The sequence below is a fragment of the Gymnodinialimonas mytili genome (assembly GCF_037544085.1).
Lineage (GTDB): Bacteria > Pseudomonadota > Alphaproteobacteria > Rhodobacterales > Rhodobacteraceae > Gymnodinialimonas > Gymnodinialimonas mytili.
On record NZ_JBBIFW010000001.1, the window covers coordinates 1 to 21,631 of the forward strand.

Annotated in this window: 23 protein-coding genes and 1 pseudogene; 7 read left to right on the forward strand and 17 right to left on the reverse strand. The window is 56.5% G+C overall.

All coding sequences use genetic code 11. The annotated features are described in order from the left end of the window. Positions 1-319: transposase (locus V8J82_RS00005; protein WP_339970795.1), on the reverse strand; the 319-nt coding region annotated here is incomplete at its 3' end. Between the two features lie 451 nt (positions 320-770). Between V8J82_RS00005 and V8J82_RS23655 the strand changes: the two genes are divergently transcribed. Further along, on the forward strand, positions 771-1,100 hold the full coding sequence (locus V8J82_RS23655; protein ID WP_439650024.1) for a transposase: 330 nt from the start codon (positions 771-773) through the stop codon (positions 1,098-1,100). Between the two features lie 687 nt (positions 1,101-1,787). Here the strand turns inward: V8J82_RS23655 and V8J82_RS00010 are convergent. The 11 genes from V8J82_RS00010 to V8J82_RS00060 all read right to left on the reverse strand — a co-directional run bounded on the left by V8J82_RS00010 (position 1,788) and on the right by V8J82_RS00060 (position 12,427). Continuing rightward, entirely contained in the window at positions 1,788-2,804 is a 1,017-nt protein-coding gene (locus tag V8J82_RS00010; RefSeq protein ID WP_339970797.1) for a type VI immunity family protein, read from the reverse strand. Positions 2,805-2,815: 11 nt separating this feature from the next. Beyond that, complete coding sequence (locus tag V8J82_RS00015; protein WP_339970799.1) at positions 2,816-3,754, reverse strand: PAAR-like domain-containing protein; 939 nt, start codon at positions 3,752-3,754, stop codon at positions 2,816-2,818. An 87-nt stretch (positions 3,755-3,841) separates the two neighbouring features. Beyond that, positions 3,842-4,864 carry a hypothetical protein gene (locus V8J82_RS00020; protein WP_339970801.1) on the reverse strand — a complete coding sequence of 341 codons (1,023 nt, stop codon included), beginning with the start codon at positions 4,862-4,864 and terminating at the stop codon, positions 3,842-3,844. After that, positions 4,861-5,865, reverse strand: coding sequence for a DUF2169 family type VI secretion system accessory protein (locus V8J82_RS00025; protein ID WP_339970804.1), 1,005 nt, complete (start codon positions 5,863-5,865; stop codon positions 4,861-4,863). Before V8J82_RS00025 ends, V8J82_RS00020 begins: the two co-directional genes overlap by 4 nt. Positions 5,866-5,893: 28 nt before the next feature. Further along, positions 5,894-6,145, reverse strand: a complete 252-nt coding sequence (locus tag V8J82_RS00030) for a hypothetical protein (RefSeq protein ID WP_339970806.1) — start codon at positions 6,143-6,145, stop codon at positions 5,894-5,896. Between the two features lie 148 nt (positions 6,146-6,293). Further along, positions 6,294-7,016, reverse strand: a complete 723-nt coding sequence (locus tag V8J82_RS00035; protein WP_339970808.1) for an endonuclease V — start codon at positions 7,014-7,016, stop codon at positions 6,294-6,296. Positions 7,017-7,040: 24 nt separating this feature from the next. Next, a complete protein-coding gene (locus V8J82_RS00040) occupies positions 7,041-7,556 on the reverse strand; it encodes a hypothetical protein (RefSeq protein WP_339970810.1) in 516 nt (171 codons plus the stop codon). A gap of 2 nt (positions 7,557-7,558) precedes the next feature. After that, positions 7,559-9,079: a YwqJ-related putative deaminase gene (locus V8J82_RS00045; protein ID WP_339970812.1), complete on the reverse strand. Its 1,521-nt coding sequence runs from the start codon at positions 9,077-9,079 to the stop codon at positions 7,559-7,561. Positions 9,080-9,088: 9 nt separating this feature from the next. After that, on the reverse strand, positions 9,089-9,460 hold the full coding sequence (locus tag V8J82_RS00050; protein ID WP_339970814.1) for a hypothetical protein: 372 nt from the start codon (positions 9,458-9,460) through the stop codon (positions 9,089-9,091). Positions 9,461-9,469: 9 nt separating this feature from the next. Beyond that, positions 9,470-11,593 (reverse strand): type VI secretion system Vgr family protein, encoded by a 2,124-nt coding sequence (locus tag V8J82_RS00055; RefSeq protein ID WP_339970816.1) that lies wholly within the window; start codon positions 11,591-11,593, stop codon positions 9,470-9,472. Positions 11,594-11,848: 255 nt separating this feature from the next. Next, complete coding sequence (locus V8J82_RS00060) at positions 11,849-12,427, reverse strand: TetR/AcrR family transcriptional regulator (RefSeq protein ID WP_339970818.1); 579 nt, start codon at positions 12,425-12,427, stop codon at positions 11,849-11,851. 50 nt (positions 12,428-12,477) lie between these two features. Here V8J82_RS00060 and V8J82_RS00065 point away from each other — a divergent pair, with 50 nt between their 5' ends. After that, a complete protein-coding gene (locus V8J82_RS00065; RefSeq protein ID WP_339970820.1) occupies positions 12,478-12,714 on the forward strand; it encodes a hypothetical protein in 237 nt (78 codons plus the stop codon). A 324-nt stretch (positions 12,715-13,038) separates the two neighbouring features. Here the strand turns inward: V8J82_RS00065 and V8J82_RS00070 are convergent, their stop codons facing one another. After that, positions 13,039-13,941 carry a phytanoyl-CoA dioxygenase family protein gene (locus V8J82_RS00070; RefSeq protein WP_339970822.1) on the reverse strand — a complete coding sequence of 301 codons (903 nt, stop codon included), beginning with the start codon at positions 13,939-13,941 and terminating at the stop codon, positions 13,039-13,041. A 126-nt stretch (positions 13,942-14,067) separates the two neighbouring features. Further along, the gene (locus V8J82_RS00075) at positions 14,068-14,979 is read right to left on the reverse strand and encodes a LysR family transcriptional regulator (RefSeq protein WP_339970824.1); all 912 of its coding nucleotides are present in this window, start codon (positions 14,977-14,979) and stop codon (positions 14,068-14,070) included. Between the two features lie 96 nt (positions 14,980-15,075). Between V8J82_RS00075 and V8J82_RS00080 the strand changes: the two are divergent. From V8J82_RS00080 to V8J82_RS00090, 3 genes and pseudogenes are all read left to right on the forward strand, one after another. Beyond that, a pseudogene (locus V8J82_RS00080) lies at positions 15,076-15,858 on the forward strand (CmcJ/NvfI family oxidoreductase). Between the two features lie 44 nt (positions 15,859-15,902). Continuing rightward, positions 15,903-16,691, forward strand: a complete 789-nt coding sequence (locus V8J82_RS00085; RefSeq protein WP_339970826.1) for an SDR family NAD(P)-dependent oxidoreductase — start codon at positions 15,903-15,905, stop codon at positions 16,689-16,691. 104 nt (positions 16,692-16,795) lie between these two features. After that, complete coding sequence (locus V8J82_RS00090; RefSeq protein WP_339970828.1) at positions 16,796-17,641, forward strand: enoyl-CoA hydratase/isomerase family protein; 846 nt, start codon at positions 16,796-16,798, stop codon at positions 17,639-17,641. A gap of 279 nt (positions 17,642-17,920) precedes the next feature. Here the strand turns inward: V8J82_RS00090 and V8J82_RS00095 are convergent, their stop codons facing one another. Both V8J82_RS00095 and V8J82_RS00100 read right to left on the reverse strand, forming a co-directional pair. After that, positions 17,921-18,394, reverse strand: coding sequence for a GNAT family N-acetyltransferase (locus tag V8J82_RS00095; protein ID WP_339970830.1), 474 nt, complete (start codon positions 18,392-18,394; stop codon positions 17,921-17,923). Then, positions 18,384-19,328, reverse strand: coding sequence for an EamA family transporter (locus V8J82_RS00100; RefSeq protein ID WP_339970832.1), 945 nt, complete (start codon positions 19,326-19,328; stop codon positions 18,384-18,386). Before V8J82_RS00100 ends, V8J82_RS00095 begins: the two co-directional genes overlap by 11 nt. An 80-nt stretch (positions 19,329-19,408) precedes the next feature. On the opposite strand from V8J82_RS00100, the gene V8J82_RS00105 reads away from it, so the two are divergent. Both V8J82_RS00105 and V8J82_RS00110 read left to right on the forward strand, forming a co-directional pair. Continuing rightward, entirely contained in the window at positions 19,409-19,909 is a 501-nt protein-coding gene (locus tag V8J82_RS00105; RefSeq protein ID WP_339970834.1) for a MarR family winged helix-turn-helix transcriptional regulator, read from the forward strand. Positions 19,910-19,919: 10 nt separating this feature from the next. Next, complete coding sequence (locus V8J82_RS00110; protein WP_339970836.1) at positions 19,920-20,714, forward strand: M15 family metallopeptidase; 795 nt, start codon at positions 19,920-19,922, stop codon at positions 20,712-20,714. Between the two features lie 200 nt (positions 20,715-20,914). On the opposite strand, the gene V8J82_RS00115 is transcribed toward V8J82_RS00110, so the two are convergent. Continuing rightward, positions 20,915-21,547 carry a tyrosine-type recombinase/integrase gene (locus V8J82_RS00115; RefSeq protein ID WP_339970839.1) on the reverse strand — a complete coding sequence of 211 codons (633 nt, stop codon included), beginning with the start codon at positions 21,545-21,547 and terminating at the stop codon, positions 20,915-20,917. Positions 21,548-21,631 lie beyond the last annotated feature (84 nt).

Consider the following 21,631-nt stretch of genomic DNA (forward strand, 5'->3'; position numbering starts at 1 on the left):
CCATGCTGGTCGCGGTTCGGTGAGCCTTGAGGTATGTAGCGTCGATCATGACAGTCTTCTGTTCGCCGTGATCCGCTGCCAGGCCGATCATCATTTGAGCGAAGATACCCTTATCACTCCACCACTTCCAGCGGTTATAGAGCGTCTTGTGCGGGCCATAGGCGGCCGGGGCGTCGCGCCACCGTAACCCATTGCGATTGACGAAGATAATCCCGCTCAAGACACGCAGATCATCGACGCGGGGCTTGCCGTGGGCTTTCGGGAAGAAGGGCTCAAGTCGCGCCATCTGCGCATCCGTAAGCCAGAATAGATCAGACATGTTCACCGCTCAGTTTTTCAGCTGTGAATCACGCCAATAAGTGAAAATCAATGGGTCCTGACCCTAAATGGCACAAGAGTGATGCTATTAATGCCGAAGTCATTTCAGAAGCGGCATTGAGGCCTTTGATGCGGTTCGTGTCGGTGAAGACACCAGATCGGCAGTCTCAGGCCATGCTGTTCAGAACCAGAGAGATGTTTGTTGGCCTGCGAATCCAGGCGATCAACGCGATCCGGACACATCTTGCGAAATTCGGAATTGTACTTCGGTTTAGAATTTACAACCCGGATACATTTGCGTGTGAGGTCGAAGAAAAGGCAGCGGCGTTGCCAGAATTGGCTCGGTCTTTGGCAGAACGCCTACTGGAAAGATTGCAACGATTAGCGAGTAGGTCTCTACGCTCGATATTGTAATCAGGGCACATGCCAGGTCCTCTCGCGACGCTCAACTGATGCAGACCATGCCGGGTGTAGGCCCGATGTCTGCGATAGCGGTTAGAGCTTTCTGCCCTCCCGCAAAGAGCTTTCGTAGTGGGCGCGACTTTGCTGTTTGGCCGGGTCTTGTTCTCGGGCAGCATTCGACCGGCGGTAAGGAACGTCTCGGACGCGTCACGAAGATAGACCAAAAGGACATTCGGCAATTGCTGATCATTGGGGCAATGTCGGTGATCAACTCGATTGAACAACGAAAACGTTGTGTCGAACCCTGGCTCGCCCGTATTCTTGAGACTCGGCCCAGAATGGTCGTGGTGGTCGCATTGGCAAATCGGATGGCGCGATGACTGTGGGCTGTGTTGGCGAAAGGCAAAGAATACCGAATTCCGGGTATTGCTGTGAAACCGAAAACCCGGATACCGGCAGGTATGTGAGGACGAACGGATCGAATAAGGAAAGTGGATCTAAGAGATCAAGTTGGGAAACCAGCGCAACCCTTCGCGGCGTTAAGCCCGATAAACTGATTTGAATCTAGGTTCGCGCATGTCCATAAGGGCCAGCGGTCACATGCGCCGCACAAACAGTCTGGACGCGTGGAAGCACCCGATCAAGCTATCCAAATGTTGAGATCTCCCTCCCATAGATCGGGGCATCTACACGTGGGTTGCGACAAATCCACTCCCCTGTATCAAACAGACGATGAAAAAATGAGTGGCGATCACAACAAGCACCACGCCCGAGCCTCCGATGTATTACTTACATTTTTGGGATGGGTTTTGACCCGGCCAGGAAAATCGCAGCGGAAAATTCCAATCACAACCGGCAGGAAAAATCGGGTTTCAGAGCGTTTGATTGCAACATTAGGTGTAGCGGGCGGACCTCACATTTTAAGTGTAAATTCTGTATTGAGTCAGAATGTTGCAAGAAGGCTTTCGAATGAGACGCTACTACCCTCGCCTGAGTTTGGAAGCACGACGCAAGATCGGCAACTGGCGGAACCCGAACCCTGTCCTGCAGAACAGCACGCCCCGGATTCAATCGTCAAAGCGTCCCGCCCAGGCAAGCGTCTGGCGAAGGCTCTCGCCAGCATCCGCGTTCGGAAAAAGACCAACGTTGTAGTCTTCGAAGCGTACGGTTGCCGTAGCGACACTGACGGTGCGATACGCGTCCATTGCGATGCCCCTATTTACGTCACCCGTTTGCGGAAGTGCGCCTGCCTGAACAACTGCGCCTCCCCGGTAGGTGTGAAAAGGATTGTCTTCGCCCAACTTCCTGCGAAGGTCAGCCTCTCCCCCAAGCTCGTCAATCATTGCATCGCCCAAAATCGTTAACCAATTGACTGAAAAATAGCGGTCCGGCTGCGACCGGTTAATCGTTGCTTGGGTGGTGAATCCCCCGTCGAACCCGCAGTGAAATCCAGGGAAGCGGGTCAAAAATGGAATTGCACTATGATGATCAGCAGTGCCCCAGGCCACCCGGTCATATTGTAGACCGAAGCCTGCCAACCCGTGACTTGCGCCTAATGCTTCGGCAGCGCGCAAGGTCCGCGCTATTTGTCGGTCGAAACCGGTCTCGACATCCCATGACAGCGATGTCGTCACTTCAAGCCGTGACATGTCGGCATCACTGTCGACGATTGGCGCGCCTGCGGTGACTGAGCCGCCGAAAGCACAAAGCCCCCGATTGGCTGGCACAGCAAAAGGCTCACCAAAAACACCCAAGTCGAGATCGAGAGCCGCGTCCTCACGGCCATTTTCAAACCTGTTCTGGATTGCAGTGCGACTTTCGGACACGAAGCGTTCAAGGTTCAGGGGCTCGGGATTGCCATCCGCAGTTTGCATATGCGTGAGATCGTCGCTCATCTCCGCCGCAAGGTCGGCCAGAGTCTCCACCGCAGCCAGTTGCCTGTCGAGCGTGCCACCTTCTGGAAAGAAAACGACAATGGAAAAAACTGGTCGCGCCGCCGGATTTCCTGTGATCGGGTCGCGCAAGATATCGCTGTCGATCTGACGCGCACCCTCGATAATGTGGTCTGGTGGAGTGAAGCCCATCTTTCCTATCCCTAGCTGGCTGCAGCCAGTCCTCCGCCCGCTGCCGCAAGACCGCACACGCCTGCCGTCGCATAGATGCAAATTCCCAACAAGATCAAACCACCAACTGCCCCGACAGCCCAGGGGTTCACCTCAAGACCAGAGCTTTGCTCCTCTTGGCGTTGTCCCTCGCAGTTATTGCAATGGCCCGGCACCTCCAAAACGGTGAGCGTACGGCCGTTGCGCGCCGCAGCGGCACCGTAACGCTCTTGCTGGCGATTGCGGAGCCGGTCGCCAGGGAACTTCATTTCCACAAACTCGGTGGGCGCACCGCCGACAACACCAGTAATATCGATCCGAGAGCCCGCCACGCCATATCGCGTTTGAGGCGAGCCATCCGGGTTGCGCAGCATAACGCCCGCGGGCGTGAAGGTTACCTCGGAATAGAGGCCCGTTTCCGGCGTTCGGGGCAATGCTTGTACGGCCGTATCAACACAATTCTGATTGCCATTGTTCAGACAGCGGCAGGCAATCTCGCACAAAAGGTCAAGCGTGGCGCGCGATGTTCCCGTAACCGGCCCCGTATAATATCCCCCGGCTGAGATGGTGTTGCCGTTGTTCAGCAACATGCGGTCTGTCAGGCGGGTGACAGGTTTGCCTTCCATGAAAACGTTGGGGGACCAACTGAGAAATGTTGCGCGGTCTAGTTGGGTGCCGGATTTCACGCCTTTCCCAACGCCAGGTTCGTCGCCTATGGATGTGGAGAATTCCGAGCCTTTGATCCCACACATCGCGCCACCGTGCGAATGCACCGTGGTGGTTCCCTTTGCCAGGTCTTTGGCGAAGGCCACGTTTGTAAAGGGCGCCGGGTGTTTGGGTGCCTTGCAGACATCGGGCAGGGTCGATTGCACAAACCCGCTGGCGTTTTTGTGGCACAGCGTCAGGCCGTTGATGGCGACGGTTTCCTGCATGATCGGGCTCCGGTCATCTGTGATTAGGCTAGGGGATCGGGGGCGGAGTTCAACTGAATTACTTCATCGGATGCGGGCGTCGGCGGATCACGGCGGGTTGCCCCGCGCGGTAACAGGCTGCGACGGCTGGGCCACACCCCTGACGGTGCGGATCACCATGCGCGTGCCGCCATAAAGACTGGCGGAGATCAGCGACCACTCCTCGGTCCGCTCAGGCGGTTTCGGGCCGTCCGTCAGGGCCAGCGCGATCATAAGCGGGGCCGCTGCGATGCCCGTATAGCCAAAGTTCAGTGCGGGTGTTTCGGGATCCCCGGTTAGTGCAGCATCCAGGCGGTCAGCATGGCGCGCCAGGCAATGGGCCGCTTCCTCGGCCCGCCAACGCTCGCCATTCAGGTCCAGCAAAAGGCGGTCGGTGCGTGCGTCTATCGCTTCGGCCCAGAGATCAGCGATGATCTCGCCCAACAGGCCCTCTGGCCGGGTCAGGTCAGTCTCATCATGGGCGATACGTGCTCCGGCAATATGCCCCACGCCTGCGGGCGCCATATCGGCTCCCTGAGGCGTGACACGAAAGACCAATGCCGCCTCGCCCGGTATGAAGCCGTGCGGTTGTCTAGAGGATTGAATACGCCCTGTCGCCGCCAGCAGATCCAATAGTTCTGGAAGAAGATAGGTATCGAGGACAGCGACCAGCCTTTCTTCTTCCTGAGCAAGGGCAGCGGTTAGGACCGAGGCAAAGGGCGTGTCATCCTCCCATGCCAGTCGCAGCTCTGAGGTTTGCCGCAGCGCGCCTTGGGCCAGCCGTTGGGCCAGCGGTTCGGTAAGATCGGTCTCGCGCAACCACGGCGGCAGACACAGCGTTATGGGTATGTTGCTGGACATGGGCACGGGCAGATCTGCGACGGCATCGCTGATCAAGGTCACCAACCGGTCCAGAATGTCACGCATTTCAGGCATCGGAATGGCGGCTGCCATCGTGACGCCCATCCCATCCACTCCGATCACGCTCCGTTCGCGTTTGAACCCCCGTGCATTGGCGCGATAGGCTGTTGTTGCGGCTTCATAACCCCCAAGTGCCGATGCCAGACCGATGCCATTGACGATACCTGTCATGCAACGGGGTCTTCGGTGCGCATCACGGCACTCGTGCGTTCAACCCCTGAGATCTGACGCAACCGCACAACTGAGCCGTCTACCCGGCCATCACGTCCCGCGCAGGGAATGGCGCTATTCCAGATCATCGACAAGCGCGACGCATCAAGGTCCAGATAGACGGAAATCAGGCGAAAACGATGCTCGATCACATCGGCATCGATCCGTGTTCGTGCCGTCAGGATCGCCTGCGGCAAACGGAAAGAAACCGCGCCTCCGGGGTCCAATCCATCCAGGTGCAGCGTCTCACCGCCCTTCAGTTCAGCAACCTGATCGGGCGGTGCGGCATTGTAGAAGCGGGCATCGAAGTCGGCGGGAAATCGTGGTGCGCGGCGACGTTCCCAATCCTCATCGAATGTGCCTGCGAACCCGCGACGCGGCATAACATGCGGCGGCAAGGCGCCGAAACCGACCGGTCTACCGCTATCATCGCTAATCAGCGGCAGCTCCAGCGCCGTTTCTTCCGGCAAAGGATACGAGGCATAGCCCATCCCCAAAGGATTGGCGTCAAGTGGATCCTCCAGTCCGGCTATATCAGGTCCACCGAGCGCATTCCGCCAACTCAGCCGGGTTGTCGCGGCGGGGCCGTCCTGGATAATGCGGTTTCCCACCTGCCGCCGGGGTCCATGGCAGATCAGCGTCTTGTCGATCGTTCCCACACGCAAACGCACAGGGAATGCATCTGGTCGCGTGCCGCGCGGTGGGTGAGCGTGGCCCGCCACAACGACATCGCATCCCATGCGGAACGGCATCATATCGGCCTCTTCCAACATCTCCTCGGCATTGTCGTCATAAAGCGGGACAAGGCGTATGGGGGTTTGCGTCTCCGCCAGTCGAGGCAGAGCACCGTTGGTCAGATCGAAAGTCGCGCGAATGGCAAGGGCCCAATGCTCTGCCCCCGCGGCGTCGCGGGCGGGATAGCCATGGGTCGCAAAAGGCGTCTTGTTGGTGACGGTCCACATCTTAGCAGGTTCCGGCGATAACGATCTGTCAGTTCAGGTCGATCCACGCGGCTCGGATTGAGACGTCACGGTCGACATCCTGCACAATCCGAGCACCCGTCACGCGGACAGTGCCGTCTTCGCTAAGTGTGATTTGCGCCGCGCCAGCCTTGAGGGTCAAATCGCCTGTCGCCTGGTTCACCATCACTCGGTCGAGCAACAGAGCAAGTTTGCGCAAAGTGTCCCCATCGGCAAGCGATAGCAGCGTTTCAACCTCGGCACTGGGAATTGGGCGCGTCATGCAGGGCTCCGTTCGCGGTGGCAGAGCCCATACCGTCTCAAGGCCCATGACGTTTGTCTACTCGCAAATCTGAAGCGACGTCGTGATCTGGTTGATCAATGACCAAAACCGCTTAAAACGGCGAGAAATCGCCACAGGTAGGAGCACACTAGCCGGTCGGTCTGTCCCTCACACGGCGGGTCTCAATATCTGCCAAGCGCAAAGGCTCAGGGAGGCGAAATCTCGAAAGCCGCCGGACCAAGCCAACAGCCCAATCAAGTTCAGCCTTATGCCCGATCGAGATATAGATCGCGCGTGTGCTTCCCCCGGTTTGCACGGCCGCACCCAAGCCGATATCGATGCTGTCGATCAGTTGGTATTTCTCCTTATCCATGATGCAGTTGCGCGCCACGCCCATGGGAGGGTTCTTGGACACACCAACAGTGGGTAAGTCCGTCAGCAGTCCGAGATAGCAAGCCGCGCCGCAACGTCTTGGGTGCAGCGTGCCATTGCCATCATAAAGCACGACATCAGGAATGATATTTAGCCCCGTGATCAGGTCAGCGGCTGGCAAAACCTCTCGATAGGCTAGAAAACCGGGCGTATAGGGAAAGGCTGGCAGGAAGCTGCTATGGATACATTCGACGATCTCGTTTGTCTGAATATCCATCGTCAACGCAGCAACATGAGCTGGATCCCCTTCGTCTTGAGAGTACGCGATGTCGACGCCGGTTACAAAGCGAAGTGGGTTGGGTTCCGGCGCGCAGATGACACGTTCCGCCAGGTGAACTTGCATGTCCGCAAGCGGTTCAATGTTCCCGACGTCGGCTGTGTTCAGGTGCTCACGGAGGCGCATCATGGTCGGTATAGGAAGCTGCTTGGTGGCGGTCATCGGCGAAGTCGCACCCAACTAAGTCTAATCATAGTAATCCGCTGGCCGATAGAGCGCAGGATCATCAAAGAGCGATCCAGACTCCATCCGCTCCATCGCCTGATCGTAGAGAACATCGACAGGTTCCTGTCGGTTGTATGGAGATCCTAGTGCCGGATCTGTGCGCAGCTTCGCCTGCTCTGCCAGCGGAAAAAGGGGTTCGATCCAGCGTCGATCTCCGTCGAAATGGAGGCGTTCTATCGTTTCGGATCCCCACACTTTTTCGACGCTTTCCAAATTCCCGTCCAAGTTCCAATAAATACGGATACCAGCCGGCATATTGCTCGCATGCCAGGCTAGCATCTCGGAAAATCGATCTGTTCCGAGCCAGTGAACATATCCGTGTTCCGTGCCTTCGACGAGCGAGCTGCGCGCCTGTAAAACGCCGTTGACATAGTCTTCCTCAATACCTGTGAAGGGCTTGCCTTTGTAGACGCGATATTCATTGACGTCCGCGTCCATGGCCAGGTCGTCAGTTCGAACCGTAAAAATCTTCTGCATCGCTATTCTCGAAATGGGACGCCAACAACGTCGGCTGAAATATCATTCGCGCCTGCCGTGATTGCACCACAATCAGGGCAACGCACAATAGGCTGGCCAGAACGCGACCCGGTGATCCGCCTGTTCGACAAAAAGAGCTCACTCAGTGTGTCGTCTGTGACAGGCAACCCCGCACGTTCGCGCGCATTTAGAGCTTGGTTCAAAGCCCAAATCTCCGAATGGTGCCCGGGTGTTCCGTTCACTGGCATACCATCTGGAAATGTGTTCCGTGTGTCATTCTCGGCAATACGGCTATTGTATGTGTCAATGCGCGATCGCAGCACAGGATGAAGATCATTTGGAATTCTGTTCGGCGCACGCCGAGAGGGAGGCACACCACCGTTGATGCCGTGAAATACATCGCCCGTATCTGGATCAATAACACTTGTCAGGACGGGACCTCGGCCACTGTTACCCAAATTCACCGCCGCCATCTCATCGACCATCCCTTGTTGCTCTTGACCAAGACGACGACGCATTTCTGGTGACAGAGTGCGCCTAGCCGCACCGTGGGTGTGTCCGTCACCATTGCCGCTGCCGCTCGGGCGTTCGGAACCGGGATCCTCGACTTCAGCGCGGTCCGATAGGTCACCACGTTCCGAGCGAGTGCGCAGGTTTTCTTCGTCCAGAACCTGACGAACGATCGTTTCGTCTATGTCGGCGTCGTCGATTCTGATTTCGGTTAAACGGCGGGCGTCAGGAACCACGTCGGATGCCTCGCCGATGGCGCGGATCACAACGCGAGAGGCCGTTGTTGCGACACGGCGCGCAACGATCCGCACCGCGACGGCCGCCCCGCCGGTAGCGATGCCCAAAGCGACATCGATCGCCAACTCGGCTATCAGAAAATCGGCATCCGCTTCCAGTCGCGCCATCGCCGACAGTAGACCTTCACGATCAAAATCGTCCCAGAACTGATCCCAGCGCGCAACACAAGCATCCCAGATCGATTCAATAAAATCGCTGCTCAAAGCGAAAATCAGACGCTCCGGATCGGTTGAGACAAGGATATCGCCCGCGCGCGACCAGTTTTCGCCAACGCGTCCGAAGAAACTATCCTCAGGCGAAATTGACTCAACAAGTGCACCGGAGCCTTGATAAACTAGACCTATAAGAGTTGCGGCGGCGTCGAGCGGAGATGAGTTCTCAACCCAGTGTTGCCGCTGTGCTCGCTGAAGCAATCCTTCGAAATAGCTGCCTGCCGCATCGACCACGGCAGCGCGATACTGCGCCTGTTCCTCCTCCGTGCCCACAACACCGGCCAGCACACCAAGGGTGTGCAGTTGCGCGGCATAGGCCATTAGGTTCTGATAAACCTCATCGTTGTAAGCTCTGTTATAATCGCTGAGCATCTGCGGTATACGCGCGTCCAAATGCGTACCACCATTGCCCGCAATGGCACCGGCCTGCCCACCCAATCCAGCCTGCTGAAAAACCCGCCCATCGCGCAACCCAAAAATGGGTGTGAGAAAGGTGCTGTTCATCACGTGCGCTTACCCACGGCTGCGCATGTCATAATCGAGCGTGAAGAACTCCAGCAACCTCGCGCTGGTACTATCATGCGGCGACAGTACGTTGCATGCGACATCGGCCATCCCGCCGCCAGCACCCAGACCTGTCGTTGCGATTGCGCGTGCCATCATAACCATGGCTTCCATGTGGTTCGCATCAAGGCCACCATCACGGGCAACCTTCATCAGGCTGATCACCTTCTTACGCTGCTGCGCAGGTGAAAACTGTATCTCGTCAAGCGAGCTCACTGGTTGTGTTCCGGCTTCGGCAACGAAACGAGCGCGCTCCTCATCCCGAGCGGCGCGCCGTTCGATGGCTCGTGCTATCCATTCGTCCTTGCCATACTCTGTCATGATGCACTCCTAGTTCAGATCCACTGCGGGCGCGTCGATATCGACCAACTCTTCGCCATTAATCCTGATCCGAACACCAGTCAGATTGATCACGCCGTCCTCGGTCATTACTAGTTTGGATTTTCCAACCCGCACTTCGTAGATCTTGCCGACCACAACTGACTTGTTGTGACCAACCTCTTCTAAGGCCCCGATACCGATAGACTGGTTGTGAACACCCCCAACCACCACTTGATATCCGCCGCCAACTGTCACCGCCTTACCTGCACCGACGACCTCTGTGGAGCTTACCATCACGGTTTCGGCCTTGTTTTTACCGACACCGATCACGAGGTTGCCCTCGCCCATATTGAGAAGGTCCGGCAACCCCAAGCCATTGGCGAGATCGCCTAGTCGATTGGTAAAGGCGCTGAATGCGCCTGTAACGGCACGTTGTAGTCGATTTGGACCAACCATCAGGGTCATGTTGCCGCCAATCGTCTCTTGGTGGTTGTTGCCTACTTCAATGCTTTTGTTGTGACCGACGCTTTCGGATTGGTTGTTGTCGATCCGTTTGGCTCGATTGTTTTCGATGTGGATCTCATGGTCCTTCTGGCCATGCATATAGATTTTTTCTTCGCCGCGCTCGTCCTCAAAGCTGAGCTCGTTGAAGCCTTGACCCTTATGGGTGTTCGTCCGAAAAACGCTCTTGGTCTTATTGGCCGGCAAATCATAGGGCACCCGCTGCCGCGCGTTCGGCACAATGCCCGTGACAACCGGCCGGTCTGGATCGCCCTCCAGGTAGGACACCATGACCTCCATCCCGATCCGAGGGATCACTTGGCCCCCCCATCCAGTACCGGCCCAATTCTGCATGACCCGGATCCAGCACGTGTCGGACCCGTCTTTGGCGGCGCGGCGATCCCACGGGAACCAGACCTTGATACGGCCATATTCGTCGGGATGGATTTCTTCACCCTCTGGTCCGGCCACAATGGCCACCTGGGCGCCTTCAATGCGGGGGCGTGGCGAGGTTTGCGCGGGCGTCGCGGGCACCTCAGCGGGCAGAGCGATGAAGCGGTTCATATATTCCGGCTGGTTCTCGACGCTCTCATATGACGTATCGACCACCTCATGTTCTACGATCAAGGTCACGTATTCGCCAAACACATTGTCAGGATTGGCCACGTCATAGGGTGTGAACCGCCGTCCTGCAGCGAGCGTCCGTACGGTGGATTCACCCTCGACCTGGCGATGGGTCATCTCAACCGCTTGCATGCGCAGGCGCGTTAACCGGGCCACCTCGTCATCGGCGATCCCTTCCGAGGCACGTGCACCTGTGCCGTAGCCCGGCACTGCGGGATATTCATAGAGTTCATACTCACCGTTGCGTGGGAGAGAAACCAGGCTTGGCGCATCGCCACCCGGCACTTGCCCCGGGGTCTCGAAATTCCAGTCGCGCGAGGCGTAGGTGCCGGGCGTGTAGCTCATCCGTGTTTGGAACCGGTTGATATGGTTGCGATCTGTTGATCCAGCTGCAAATCGAAGGTCGGGATCATCGCCATTCGTGTAGCCCGAAGGATGGTCGGCGATATGCATTTTATGCGCCCCCTCCTCGTGCTCGAACCAATAATACAAACCGTCTTCTTCCAGGCGGCGCACCAGATAGGCCCAATCGGTCTCATTGTATTGAACCGAGTAATGATCCGACGGCGGCGCCTCGGATACGCCAGTGACATTGGGCGGGGCGATGCCATGTTCGCCGAGAAGAGTCTCGGCAACCTCCAGGGCGGTCTGATCCAACCAAATCCGGCAATCCGAACGCTGGGTCAACAACCAGACTTCGGGGCGTAGTTGCAGCACATAACTCTGCAGGCCACGGCTCGCTTTCGGCCCGGCATCCAACCCGATCACAAGCGCGTTCCAGGCCCTCCGATCACCGCCACCAAGCTCGACCGAAAGATCGACCGTTTTGCCAAGGAGATCAGATGGATCAAGATCGGGGGTCTTGGACCTTACGGCCACCTGACCTTCAAAGAACCCCGATATCACCTCACGAAAACTCAACCTCTCGGCCAGCAATTGATCGGTGCCGAGCGGCGTCTCGATCCGAAGAATTCGCTCCGCCTGAATGAAATCAGCTTCCGCGTTCATACGGGTCTCCCGAGGGAATAAACTAGGTTATAAAAAATACAGCGTGTCATCGCACACTGGGACTCAACACACGCCATGGCGAGACCATCCGCGCGCAAACACCCGCAATGGCATGTTCTTGCCGATAAGCACCGGCAAGAGAGCCGATGCCGGGCACACAGCTGGGCGTAACCGTGGTCAGCTTGCAGTGATCCACTGTGTCGGATTCGTGACCACTCGATTGAGGTTGGGGGCCATGAATGTTCCGATCGCCGCTCAAGGCCTGCCTTCGACAAGAGCGGCAGCCAGGCGGGCAAGATTGCGCGGAGAGCGATCATCCAATGTGTCGGCTGATATCCGTCCCTCGGCAGCAAGAGATGCGAGGCCGTGCACAACTCCCCACGCAGCGAGGGTTCGCTCTCTATGCTCGATATCCGCCGCGGCTGGAAACACTTCTTTTAAAGTATCCCGAAGCATGTCGTAGGCTGCTCGGGACACCTGGCGAAGTCTCTCGTCGTCTTCGACACGGGTGCCTGTGGCGAACATGAGCCGGTATAAACCCAGATTCTCTGCCGCGAAGGCCATATACGCTTCCGCCAATGCCGTGAGGTCGGTGGTGTCATGCCTTGCTTCTTCCAGCTTTAATGCAAGGCGCTGAAACCCGCGCACGGCGAGCGCTGTCATCAGGTCGGATTTTGTACGGAAATGCGCGTGTGGAGCCGTGGCACTGACGCCGAGCCGAGCCGCGAGTGCCCGGATGCTGGGCACTGCATCGGGAGCGCGGGATAGATCGTCCTCGGCGGCGTCTAGCAGAGCGCTTCGCAGGTCTCCGTGGTGATAGGCAGCGTAATTCATGATATCTCCCAAACTAAGCATTGCAAAGTTAGCACTGCATAGTTATCTGAATGACAGTTCCAAAACGAAAGGTCAAACCGATGACAGCAGCAGCGCTACGCACAACCTTACGCTGGTTTCACATCGTTGGAGGACTGATTATCGGCACATATCTTTATTCACCGTGGTCCGCGAATGCCGCATTCACCGCGATGACCCTCTACTTGGTCACGCCCGCCCTCGTTCTTAGCGGCATCGCCATGTGGAAGCAGGGACCCATTCTGCGTTTTTTCCGACGTGGTGCCTAAGGTTTTGTCTTGTGGAGATTGACCTTTACCAAACTCGGACCTTCATGCTCGGCACAGCGAAAGTAAGCTTTGTCCCGCCGACCAGCCTTATGGAACTCTTGGACCAACGTCTGCTTCGGGCTGTCCTCATCGCAGGCTAGCGGCTCAAGGATTCAAATGCTGCAATTGCTCCGATGGGGGCGCGCTGAGCCCATTCTTACAGATGCGGCGCCTTGCTCGAATGGCGTCTTTTTATTTGATACCATGTGAAAGGATCGCTTCAAACGAACCAGCTCGACGATTTGCATCGCCGAGCTGGAGACGGCCAAACCGGACATTTTATGATCAAAATGGAGCAAACCCGTCTGATGGCTCGGTCGGGACAGTCCAGCGTGCGCGCGGATCAATCTCAGCCGCTTCAGCGCTAGGACGCGGGGTCTGACCATTTTGACCGTAGAGCCACAGCACGAAGTTTGAGCGCTGTCCCTCGGTGATCGGCTCAGACGCATGGGGTACGCTGCCGTGGTGGATCAGGGCTGTACCGGGTTTGAAATATAGCTTCTCTACGCGGCGCGACGCCGGATCAATGAAGCTGACGGCTGAACCGGAAAAACTCTCATCCGGCAGATTGAGGTTGATGTTCAACGTGACCGATGACGCATCGGAATGTGGGCGCAAGGATGTGTCTTTGTCCGCCTGCCACTGGATCGAGAACCCAAAGGTCTGTGTGTCAAAACCCATTATATCCGGAAACAGAAGGCGGGAAATGGGCCGCATGTAGCTGTCCATAAGCTCTCGGTAGAACGCCTGAAACGCTGGCGCGCCAAGATGCCCATCTGAGCGTGGGTCCAGCATTGCGCCGCGACGGTTGAGGGAAATGCCATATGGCGGACGAAGCGGGATATCAGCATCGGCAACGCTATCCATGTAGCGACGCAAAGTGGCCAGGCGGTCAGGATCAAAGAACTGGGTTTTGTAGACGCCGGGGAAGACCTCTTTCCAAAGGTCTTTGACTGCCCGCTCAGTCGTTGGGTCCTTCCACGCCCCTTCGACAGCGGCGCGTAGGTCGTCGTTATAGAGCGAGTTATCCAAGTCGCTTGGGTTCGATTGCTCCCACTCTTTCCATGCCTCTTGAAAGAGGTTTTGGTTTTCATGCCAAAATCGGCTGACGTCCGGCTCTCTGCGCAGCATTGCGTCCCGTGTCGGGCGTTTGAGTGCGCGTGTGCGTTGCAGTGCATCTTGTGTCATGGCGGTGTTCAACTTTCCTGAGTTCAAGCGTATCGCTTTCGACACCAGAATTAATGTTGCTCAGATACCGTATAAACGAGCCCTATCAGATAACAGTATTCGGTTTGGGAATATAATTGGATGCGACTACGGGGAGGCTACCCAAACAGGTGACTTGCCGATTTGTTCAATTAGGTAGTCCATAAACACCCGAACCTTGCTCGAGACGACATTGCTTTTCGGGTAGATCAGCCAAAGCGCTGGATTTTCGGCAAGTGTATAGTCGGGCAACACCCGAACCAGCGATCCTGCCGTTAATTCGCTATGGACCGCCCAGAGTGAATTGATCGAGATGCCAGCGCCGTTGCGCGTCACGCGCACCTGGGTCAGCCCATCATTTACGACCAGCCGTTGAGCCGCTTTCCGGGGGGCGAAATCTGCCTTGCCGCCATCAGCAGACACCAAAGCGCGTGGCTCCAGATCTCTGAACGCAACCAGACGATGGGCGGTTAGATCATTGGCGGTCGTTGGAGCGCCGTATTTTTCCAGATAGCTGGGAGCAGCGCAAAGAATGCGGCGGTCGTCCGCCAGTTTACGGGCTGTCAGACTGCTATCTTCCAAAACTGAATTGCGCAGGGCGAGGTCATAGCTGCCTTCGATGAGATCGAACTGAGAGTCTGATAAATGCAGATCGAGGGTAAGGTCTGGATAGGCATCTATGAAAGCGGGCAGCAGTGGCGCAATATAGAGCTGTGCAAACGTGCTGGGGGCCGCGAAACGCAGCGTGCCGCTCACCTCGGCCTTGCCTTTGCCAAATGCGGCAAGGGCAGCTTCTTCCTGTGCAATCATCTCGCGGGCGTAGGGCAGGAAATCCTGTCCCTCTAACGATACCGAGACTTTCCGCGTTGACCGATGCAGGAGTTCTGCGCCCAACAGAGTTTCCAGCTTTGCCAGCCGCGCGCTTGCAACAGCAGGTGCCATCCCGAGGGTGCGCTCCGCCGCGCTGATGTTCAGTGTTTCAGACGCAAGCACAAAGAGGCGGAGGCTTTGGGTATCCATATTTTATAGATTTCCGGAATACTAAATTCAATTATGGCCAATTTATATATCTGGGTGGGGGTATAGGTCAAAGCTCAAGGCAAAACGGAGAGTGTGATGACCCAGACCGCGACAGTGAATTACCATGTCCACAAGCCCGAGCGTCAAGCGTTCGAATTGGATGCGGGTGGAATCATCGGCAACCTGATTGCGCCGGAACTGGCCCCGACAGAGGTGAAAGTGACCGACGCGCGCGGACGGCAGGTTGGTCCTTCCTTCCGTGACGACGCGGTTGCGTTTACCGTTTCGCCAACAGCCGTGTCGTTCACGCAAGACGATGCTTTCTGGCAGTCAGACTACGACGGAGAGCTAACAAACCTGTTGGCGACTGAACTTGCTGCACGGGAGGTTGTCATCTTTGACCACACGATCCGTATTGATGACCCTGAGGCGGTACGCAAGCCTGCGCGGAATGTGCACAGCGACTACAGCCGGGACGGTGCAACGCAGCGCCTGATCGACATCCTCGGCCCAGAGAAGGCAGCGGAGTGGAGCGCAGGCCACTATGCCTTCATCAATGTCTGGCGGCCAATTGAGGCCCCGATCAACTCGGCCCCGTAGGGATTTATCCTGCCGTCGAGCGTCTCACCCGTAGACTGGATCTTGCTCGATCTGATTTATCCCGACCGAAAGGGGCAGATCATGGGGCTTGCGGCGAACCCAAATCATCACTGGATCTACATGTCCAAGATGACCCCGGATGAGGTCGCTTACTTCAACATCTTTGATAACCGCGGACGGCCATCCATCGGCCATTCTGCGTTGGACATGGTTGAAGACCAGAACATCACGACCATCCGCAAAAGCATCGAAAGCCGCACTTTAGTGCGCTTCGCCTGACATCAATGGACCCCAAAGGTTTGAGAAACATAGAAGAGACAGATATGACCAAGACAATCCTCATCACCGGATCTACAGACGGCATCGGGCTTTTGACCGCGCAAAACCTTGCGAAAGAAGGACACACAATCCTGCTTCATGGGCGGGGCGCAGCTAAGTTGGAAGAGGCTGTGACAAAGGTGGGCGGCCAGGTCGAGACCTATGCCGCTGATCTATCCCTCATGGCCGACATCCAAACCTTCGCAGCAGAGGTGCGTGAAAAGCATGATCGGCTCGACGTCCTCATCAACAATGCCGGTGTTCTGAAAATTGCAGACCCCGTGACGGAAGGCGGCTTTGACGCACGCTTTATGGTCAATACCTTCGCGCCTTACGCGCTGACCCGCGCTTTCCTGCCGATCATCCCCAAGGATGGGCGAATTGTGAACCTCTCTTCTGCGGCGCAGGCGCCAATTGATCTGGCGGCAATGCGCGGAGACAAGCAGCTTGGCCACAACGACGCCTATGCACAGAGCAAACTCGCCATCACGATCTGGACGCGCGAATTGGCAAAAGAGCTCTCGGACGGCCCTGTCGTTGTCGCCGTAAACCCCGGTTCTCTGCTGGCCTCGAAGATGGTCAAGGAAGGCTATGGCATCGCAGGCAACGACCTGTCGATTGGTGCAAACATCCTGCGTGAGGCGGCGCTTGGTGAGTCATTCGCGGACGCATCGGGCAAGTACTTTGACAATGACAGCGGCCGGTTCGCAAAGCCACATGCGGCGGCAACCGACGCAACCCATTCAGCGCAGGTGATGAAAGGCATCGAGGATGCTTTGAAATCTCTAAGCTGACCTTAGAGACGCCTGCATAAACTCAAGCGTCTCACTCCACCAAGACCTGAAACCTCAACCCATCCGGCGACATGTGTTGTCCGGCAACAAGAAAAGATTGTTCGATGAAATATGAAAACTTCCATACTTTTGACGTGAAGGCCGGAGATGCGATTGCAACGGTCACCTTCGATTTTGGGACAGTGAATGTCCAAGGTCAGGAAATGTTGGCTGACCTCAACAGCCTTGCGATGCGGTTGGAACGGGACCGCGATACCAAAGTGGTCATCTTCCAATCCGCGAACCCCGAGGTCTGGGTCTGTCACTATGACACAGAGCTTCTGAAAGATATGTCGACCGAAGCTGTCTCCCGCGATGAAGCGCAACTGCTCGACCTGCAATCCGTCTGCGAACGCATCAGCAAAGTGCCTCAGGCCACAATTGCCAAGCTCGAAGGCTTCGCACGCGGTGGTGGCCATGAACTCGCGCTCGCCCTCGACATGCGATTTGCCGTGCGCGGCAAGTTCAAGTTTATGCAGATGGAGGTTGGCATGGGCATCCTGCCCTGCGGCGGCGGAGCCTCCCGGATGGCACGTCAAACCGGCCTTGGCCGTGCGCTTGAGATCACTCTCAGCGCGCGTGACTTCGATGCCGATGAGGCAGAAGCGATGGGCACAATCAACAAGGCCCTCGATGCGGATGAAATAGACGATTACGTCAATACCTTGGCTCAGCGGATCGCCAAGTTCCCCGCAGAGTCCATCAACGCCTGTAAACAGATGGTCTATGAGTCGATCGACAAGCCAATCGAAGACGCGCTGAAGGCCGAAGCATACTGGCTCTACCAAGCCACAAGCAAAACACCCGCGGTCAAACGCTTTCAGATTGCTGATGAACAAGGGCTGGAACACGACATGGAAAACCAGCGCAACTGGGAAAAGCTGGTCATGGAAGTGCAGGATATCAACTGAGTTTGACCAGAACAGCGGACGTCCGGCCTTTGAGGCCGGATGTCCTCGTCCCGCGATCTGTGACTTCGTTTGCGCTTAGATTTTGCAGTCGCGGCGAATGACTGGTTCGACGGGCCGCACCGTGGCATCTTGATCAGCTAACGAACGGCAGCTAAGGGCCGATCTGGAAGCTCCTCAACGACATGTGACTAAGGATGCTGCAATCCCTCAGATGGTAGGTGTGGGCCCAATTTGACGAATGCTGCGACCTGCATGAAGGTCTGCCAAGCGGATGCTAGACTACTTCGTTTCCAGTCGGAACTTCAGGAATCTCTCTCCATCGTAGTCGACATCGCCAACGTTCTCAGCACCTAGTCTTCCGAGCGCTCCCACGTTCTTCCTAGATGGTGGCAGCAGAAACGTCACAAATGGAATGCGGACGTCAGCGATAGCGAAATCTATGGCCTTCTTTGAAATGCGCCTGCCAAGACCAAACGCATCCGGCCGCAAGACGAGACCGAAATCCCACTCATCACTTTCTTTCTGAAAACCGCCCCACCCAACGTATTTGCCGCCGACCAGAAACGCCCAATGCCCGAGTCCATCCCGCGCCCAGTACTCCTCTTTCATTTTGACAAACTTGATTGCCATCTCCGTGTCCCACGCACCCGTCAAAAGCGGCATGTGTTCGGCAACCCTCGGGTCGGACATGTGCTCGGCAATCTCGGAAGCTGGCACATCAACCAGCCGGGAAAATGTAATCTCATGTGTCAACTTGTTGTCCCTTGCGTCCTTGAGCTGCAGTATCCCAGCAGCGCATTGGCAGCAAAGCGGCCATTGTCGGTTCTTTCGATGCTGGTATCGATCTCAGCGCGTATTGACCAACGATCACACTCAGAAGGACAACAATCATACCAATATTTTGCGCACCACTCAGCGTTTCACCCAGAATGAACCAGCCGAGCAAAGTCGCACTCATGGGGCTGAGAAGACCCAATATCGAAACAGCAGCGGGTTGGATGATGCGGATTCCGCGCAACCAGATAATGTAGGTCAATGCGGCACCGATGAGTCCCAGATAGGCGAGCCCCAAGAGGTTCGTTCCGCTGATCGTTGACCAATCCGTTGGCGCAAAAAGGGCAAAGGGCACCAAAAGCAAGCCGCCAGCCGTTAATTGCCAGCTCGTAAAGGTCAGTGCGCTGACTGGCGGTTGCCATTTTCGGCTCAACACCGTGCCAAAGGCCATGGATGCCGACCCGGCGATCCCGGCAACAACGCCCCACATATCCAGCTTCGCTTCAGGCGTCAGGACGAGGAGTGCAACCCCAGCGGCGCCCGCCGCAACGGCGAACAAGGACAGCACTTTGATGGGGGAGCCAAGCAAGAAGCGCGCTGCAAAGATGACCACAAATGGCTGCAATGCTCCCATCACGGCTGCGACGCCCCCGGGCAAACGATAGGCGGCAAAGAAGAGCAGCGACCAGAATATCGCGAAATTCAAGGCACCCAGAACAAACATCTTCCAGACCCATAAGCCATGAGGCACTTGGCGCACCAGGCACAATAGAAGCAGGCCAGCAGGCAGAGCGCGCAGGACCGAGACGGTCAGCGGATCAAGGTTAGGCAAGAACTCTGTAGTGACGATGTAACTGCTTCCCCACACTAATGGGGCCAGTGCCGCGAGGGCGAGGTCATGAGGACGGGACATAGGGCGTTCCAATTTATCTTGATGTAGAGATAAATGCATTTAGCTTGACGTCAAGATAAAAATCAATTCTGTGTCACAGCATGTTCGATATTGAAGACATCAGAGCGCAGTGGGCCAAACAGCGGCCAGACATAGACACCGGTCCGATGGGTGTGATTGGCAGGGTGGTCAGATTGTCGGCGCTTTATAGCGAAGAGATGGGCAAGACCTTTGCAAAACACGGGCTGAGCGCGGCGAGTTTCGACGTGTTGGCCACGCTTCTGAGGTCGGGACCGCCTCATACGCTGTCCCCTAACCAACTTCTTGCAACGATGATGGTGACGTCAGGCACAATGACCAACCGCATCGACCAGCTTGAAAAAGATGGTTTCGTGGCGCGCGTCCCGAATCCGGAGGATAAGCGCAGTGTCCATGTGAAGCTCACAGCGAGCGGGATAGCGAAGATTGACGCCGCCGTGTCAGATCATGTTGTTGTTCAGAAACGATTGGTCGAAGGGCTGTCCGAAATGGACCGGACTGAGTTGATCGCCATTCTGGACAAGTGCCTTACCTGCCTAGCCGGGGATCGGGCTCCGATGTGAGGAAGCGCCTATGAGTAGACCCGAATTTCCGCCGATCCCAATGCGGGACGATCATCTAGATGCACGCAACTATCATTTTGTCGAAATAGATGCCTCAGACCCTCGCGGATCAGAAGCACTGATTGACATTGGCGAGCACGGCGTATCGGTCTTGCCATATTACTATGTTTCAGATGGTTCCAATGCCCCATACGGTCAAAGGATTGACGGCAGCCTTTCTCACATGTGGTGTCGTGCCAGCTTGCTGCCGATGCTTCGCTCCGCAAACCAAAGACTGTCGGCGTTTGGATGTGAACTCGTGGTCTATGATGCATATCGTCCAATAGCCACTCAAAGAGGACTGTGGGCTTGGGCCTTGGAAAAGGTGAGGAAGGACCACCCGGCGCTTTCTAGCACCGAGCTGGAAGCTCTGACCAGTCAGTATAGCTCGGACCCGAGAAGATTTGACCCGGGGGACGCCACGACGTGGCCGACACATTCGTCCGGAGCCTCAGTTGATGTTATGCTTCGCTCGCTTGACACGGGCAAGGAGTTGGATTTGGGGGCTGCGTTTGATGATCTGAGCGCTGCCGCCCATACAGACCAACTGGAGCAGGCGCTCAAGCGTGGTCTTATTGGGCCCGATGACGCTGCTTTGCTTAACCGCCGCTTGCTATACTGGGCGATGATGGAAGCTGGATTTGAGAACTACCCTTCAGAGTTTTGGCACTTTGATTTTGGGAATCAAATGTATGTGCTCAATTCACAAGCCAAAAACGCCACACTGAATCGAGCCTGGTACGGCTATTGCGAGCCTCCGACTTAGTCAGCTTCGAAGCGCCTGAACCTCCCAACCCGACATTGGAGTCAGCTCTAAGGAGGGCGGCAAAGTCCGCAGATTGTGAGTTCGACCCCATCCAGATTTTGCGGTTGCAGCGAAAGTCGGCAATGCGGGCTGCGACCGCAGCATCTCGACCAGTTGGTCGACGGCAGCTCTGGGCCGCCCCCGAGGGCGATCCGAAGTTGCTAGATTTCAATGGCTTCAGCGATTGCTAGCGCATCCTCCAGCTCGACGCCGAGATACCTGACGGTGCTGTCCATCTTCGTATGCCCCAACAGGAGCTGAACGGCGCGCAGATTGCCTGTCTTCTTGTAGATTTGTGTCACCTTGGTTCTACGCATTGAGTGGGTCCCGTAGGCGCTAGCCTCAAGGCCGATCGAAGTTACCCAATCCCGTACGATCCGCGCATACTGGCGGGTCGAGATATGCAGCCGTTCGTGGAAGCGGCCAGGCCAAAGGTACTCAGAGCCAACCATGAGCTCGTCTTCCATCCACTTCTCGACTGAGGCCCGTGTGCCTTCGGAAATTTTGAAGCGCACAGGTTTCTGAGTTTTGCTTTGCAGGACAGAGGCGCGTTCCTTGATCTGGCCAGACGCCATCACATCTACGACTTTCATCTTCACCAGGTCACAGCCGCGCAGCTTGCTGTCGATTGCCATGTTGAACAGGGCTAGGTCGCGGTGGTTTTCGGCTAGTTCGAGACGCACGCGGATCGCCCAAACGTGTTTTGGCTTCAAAGGTCGCTTCTGCCCAACGATCCGACCCTTGTTCCAAGCTGGGCGGAGAGCGCGAATGGCTGGTAGGTTTGGTGTTTCCATGACTGATCCTCCGATCCGCCATGCCCTCCCACAACGCCAACCCGACGTTGACCGGAGTATTCTATCACAACATGTTGCGCTGCC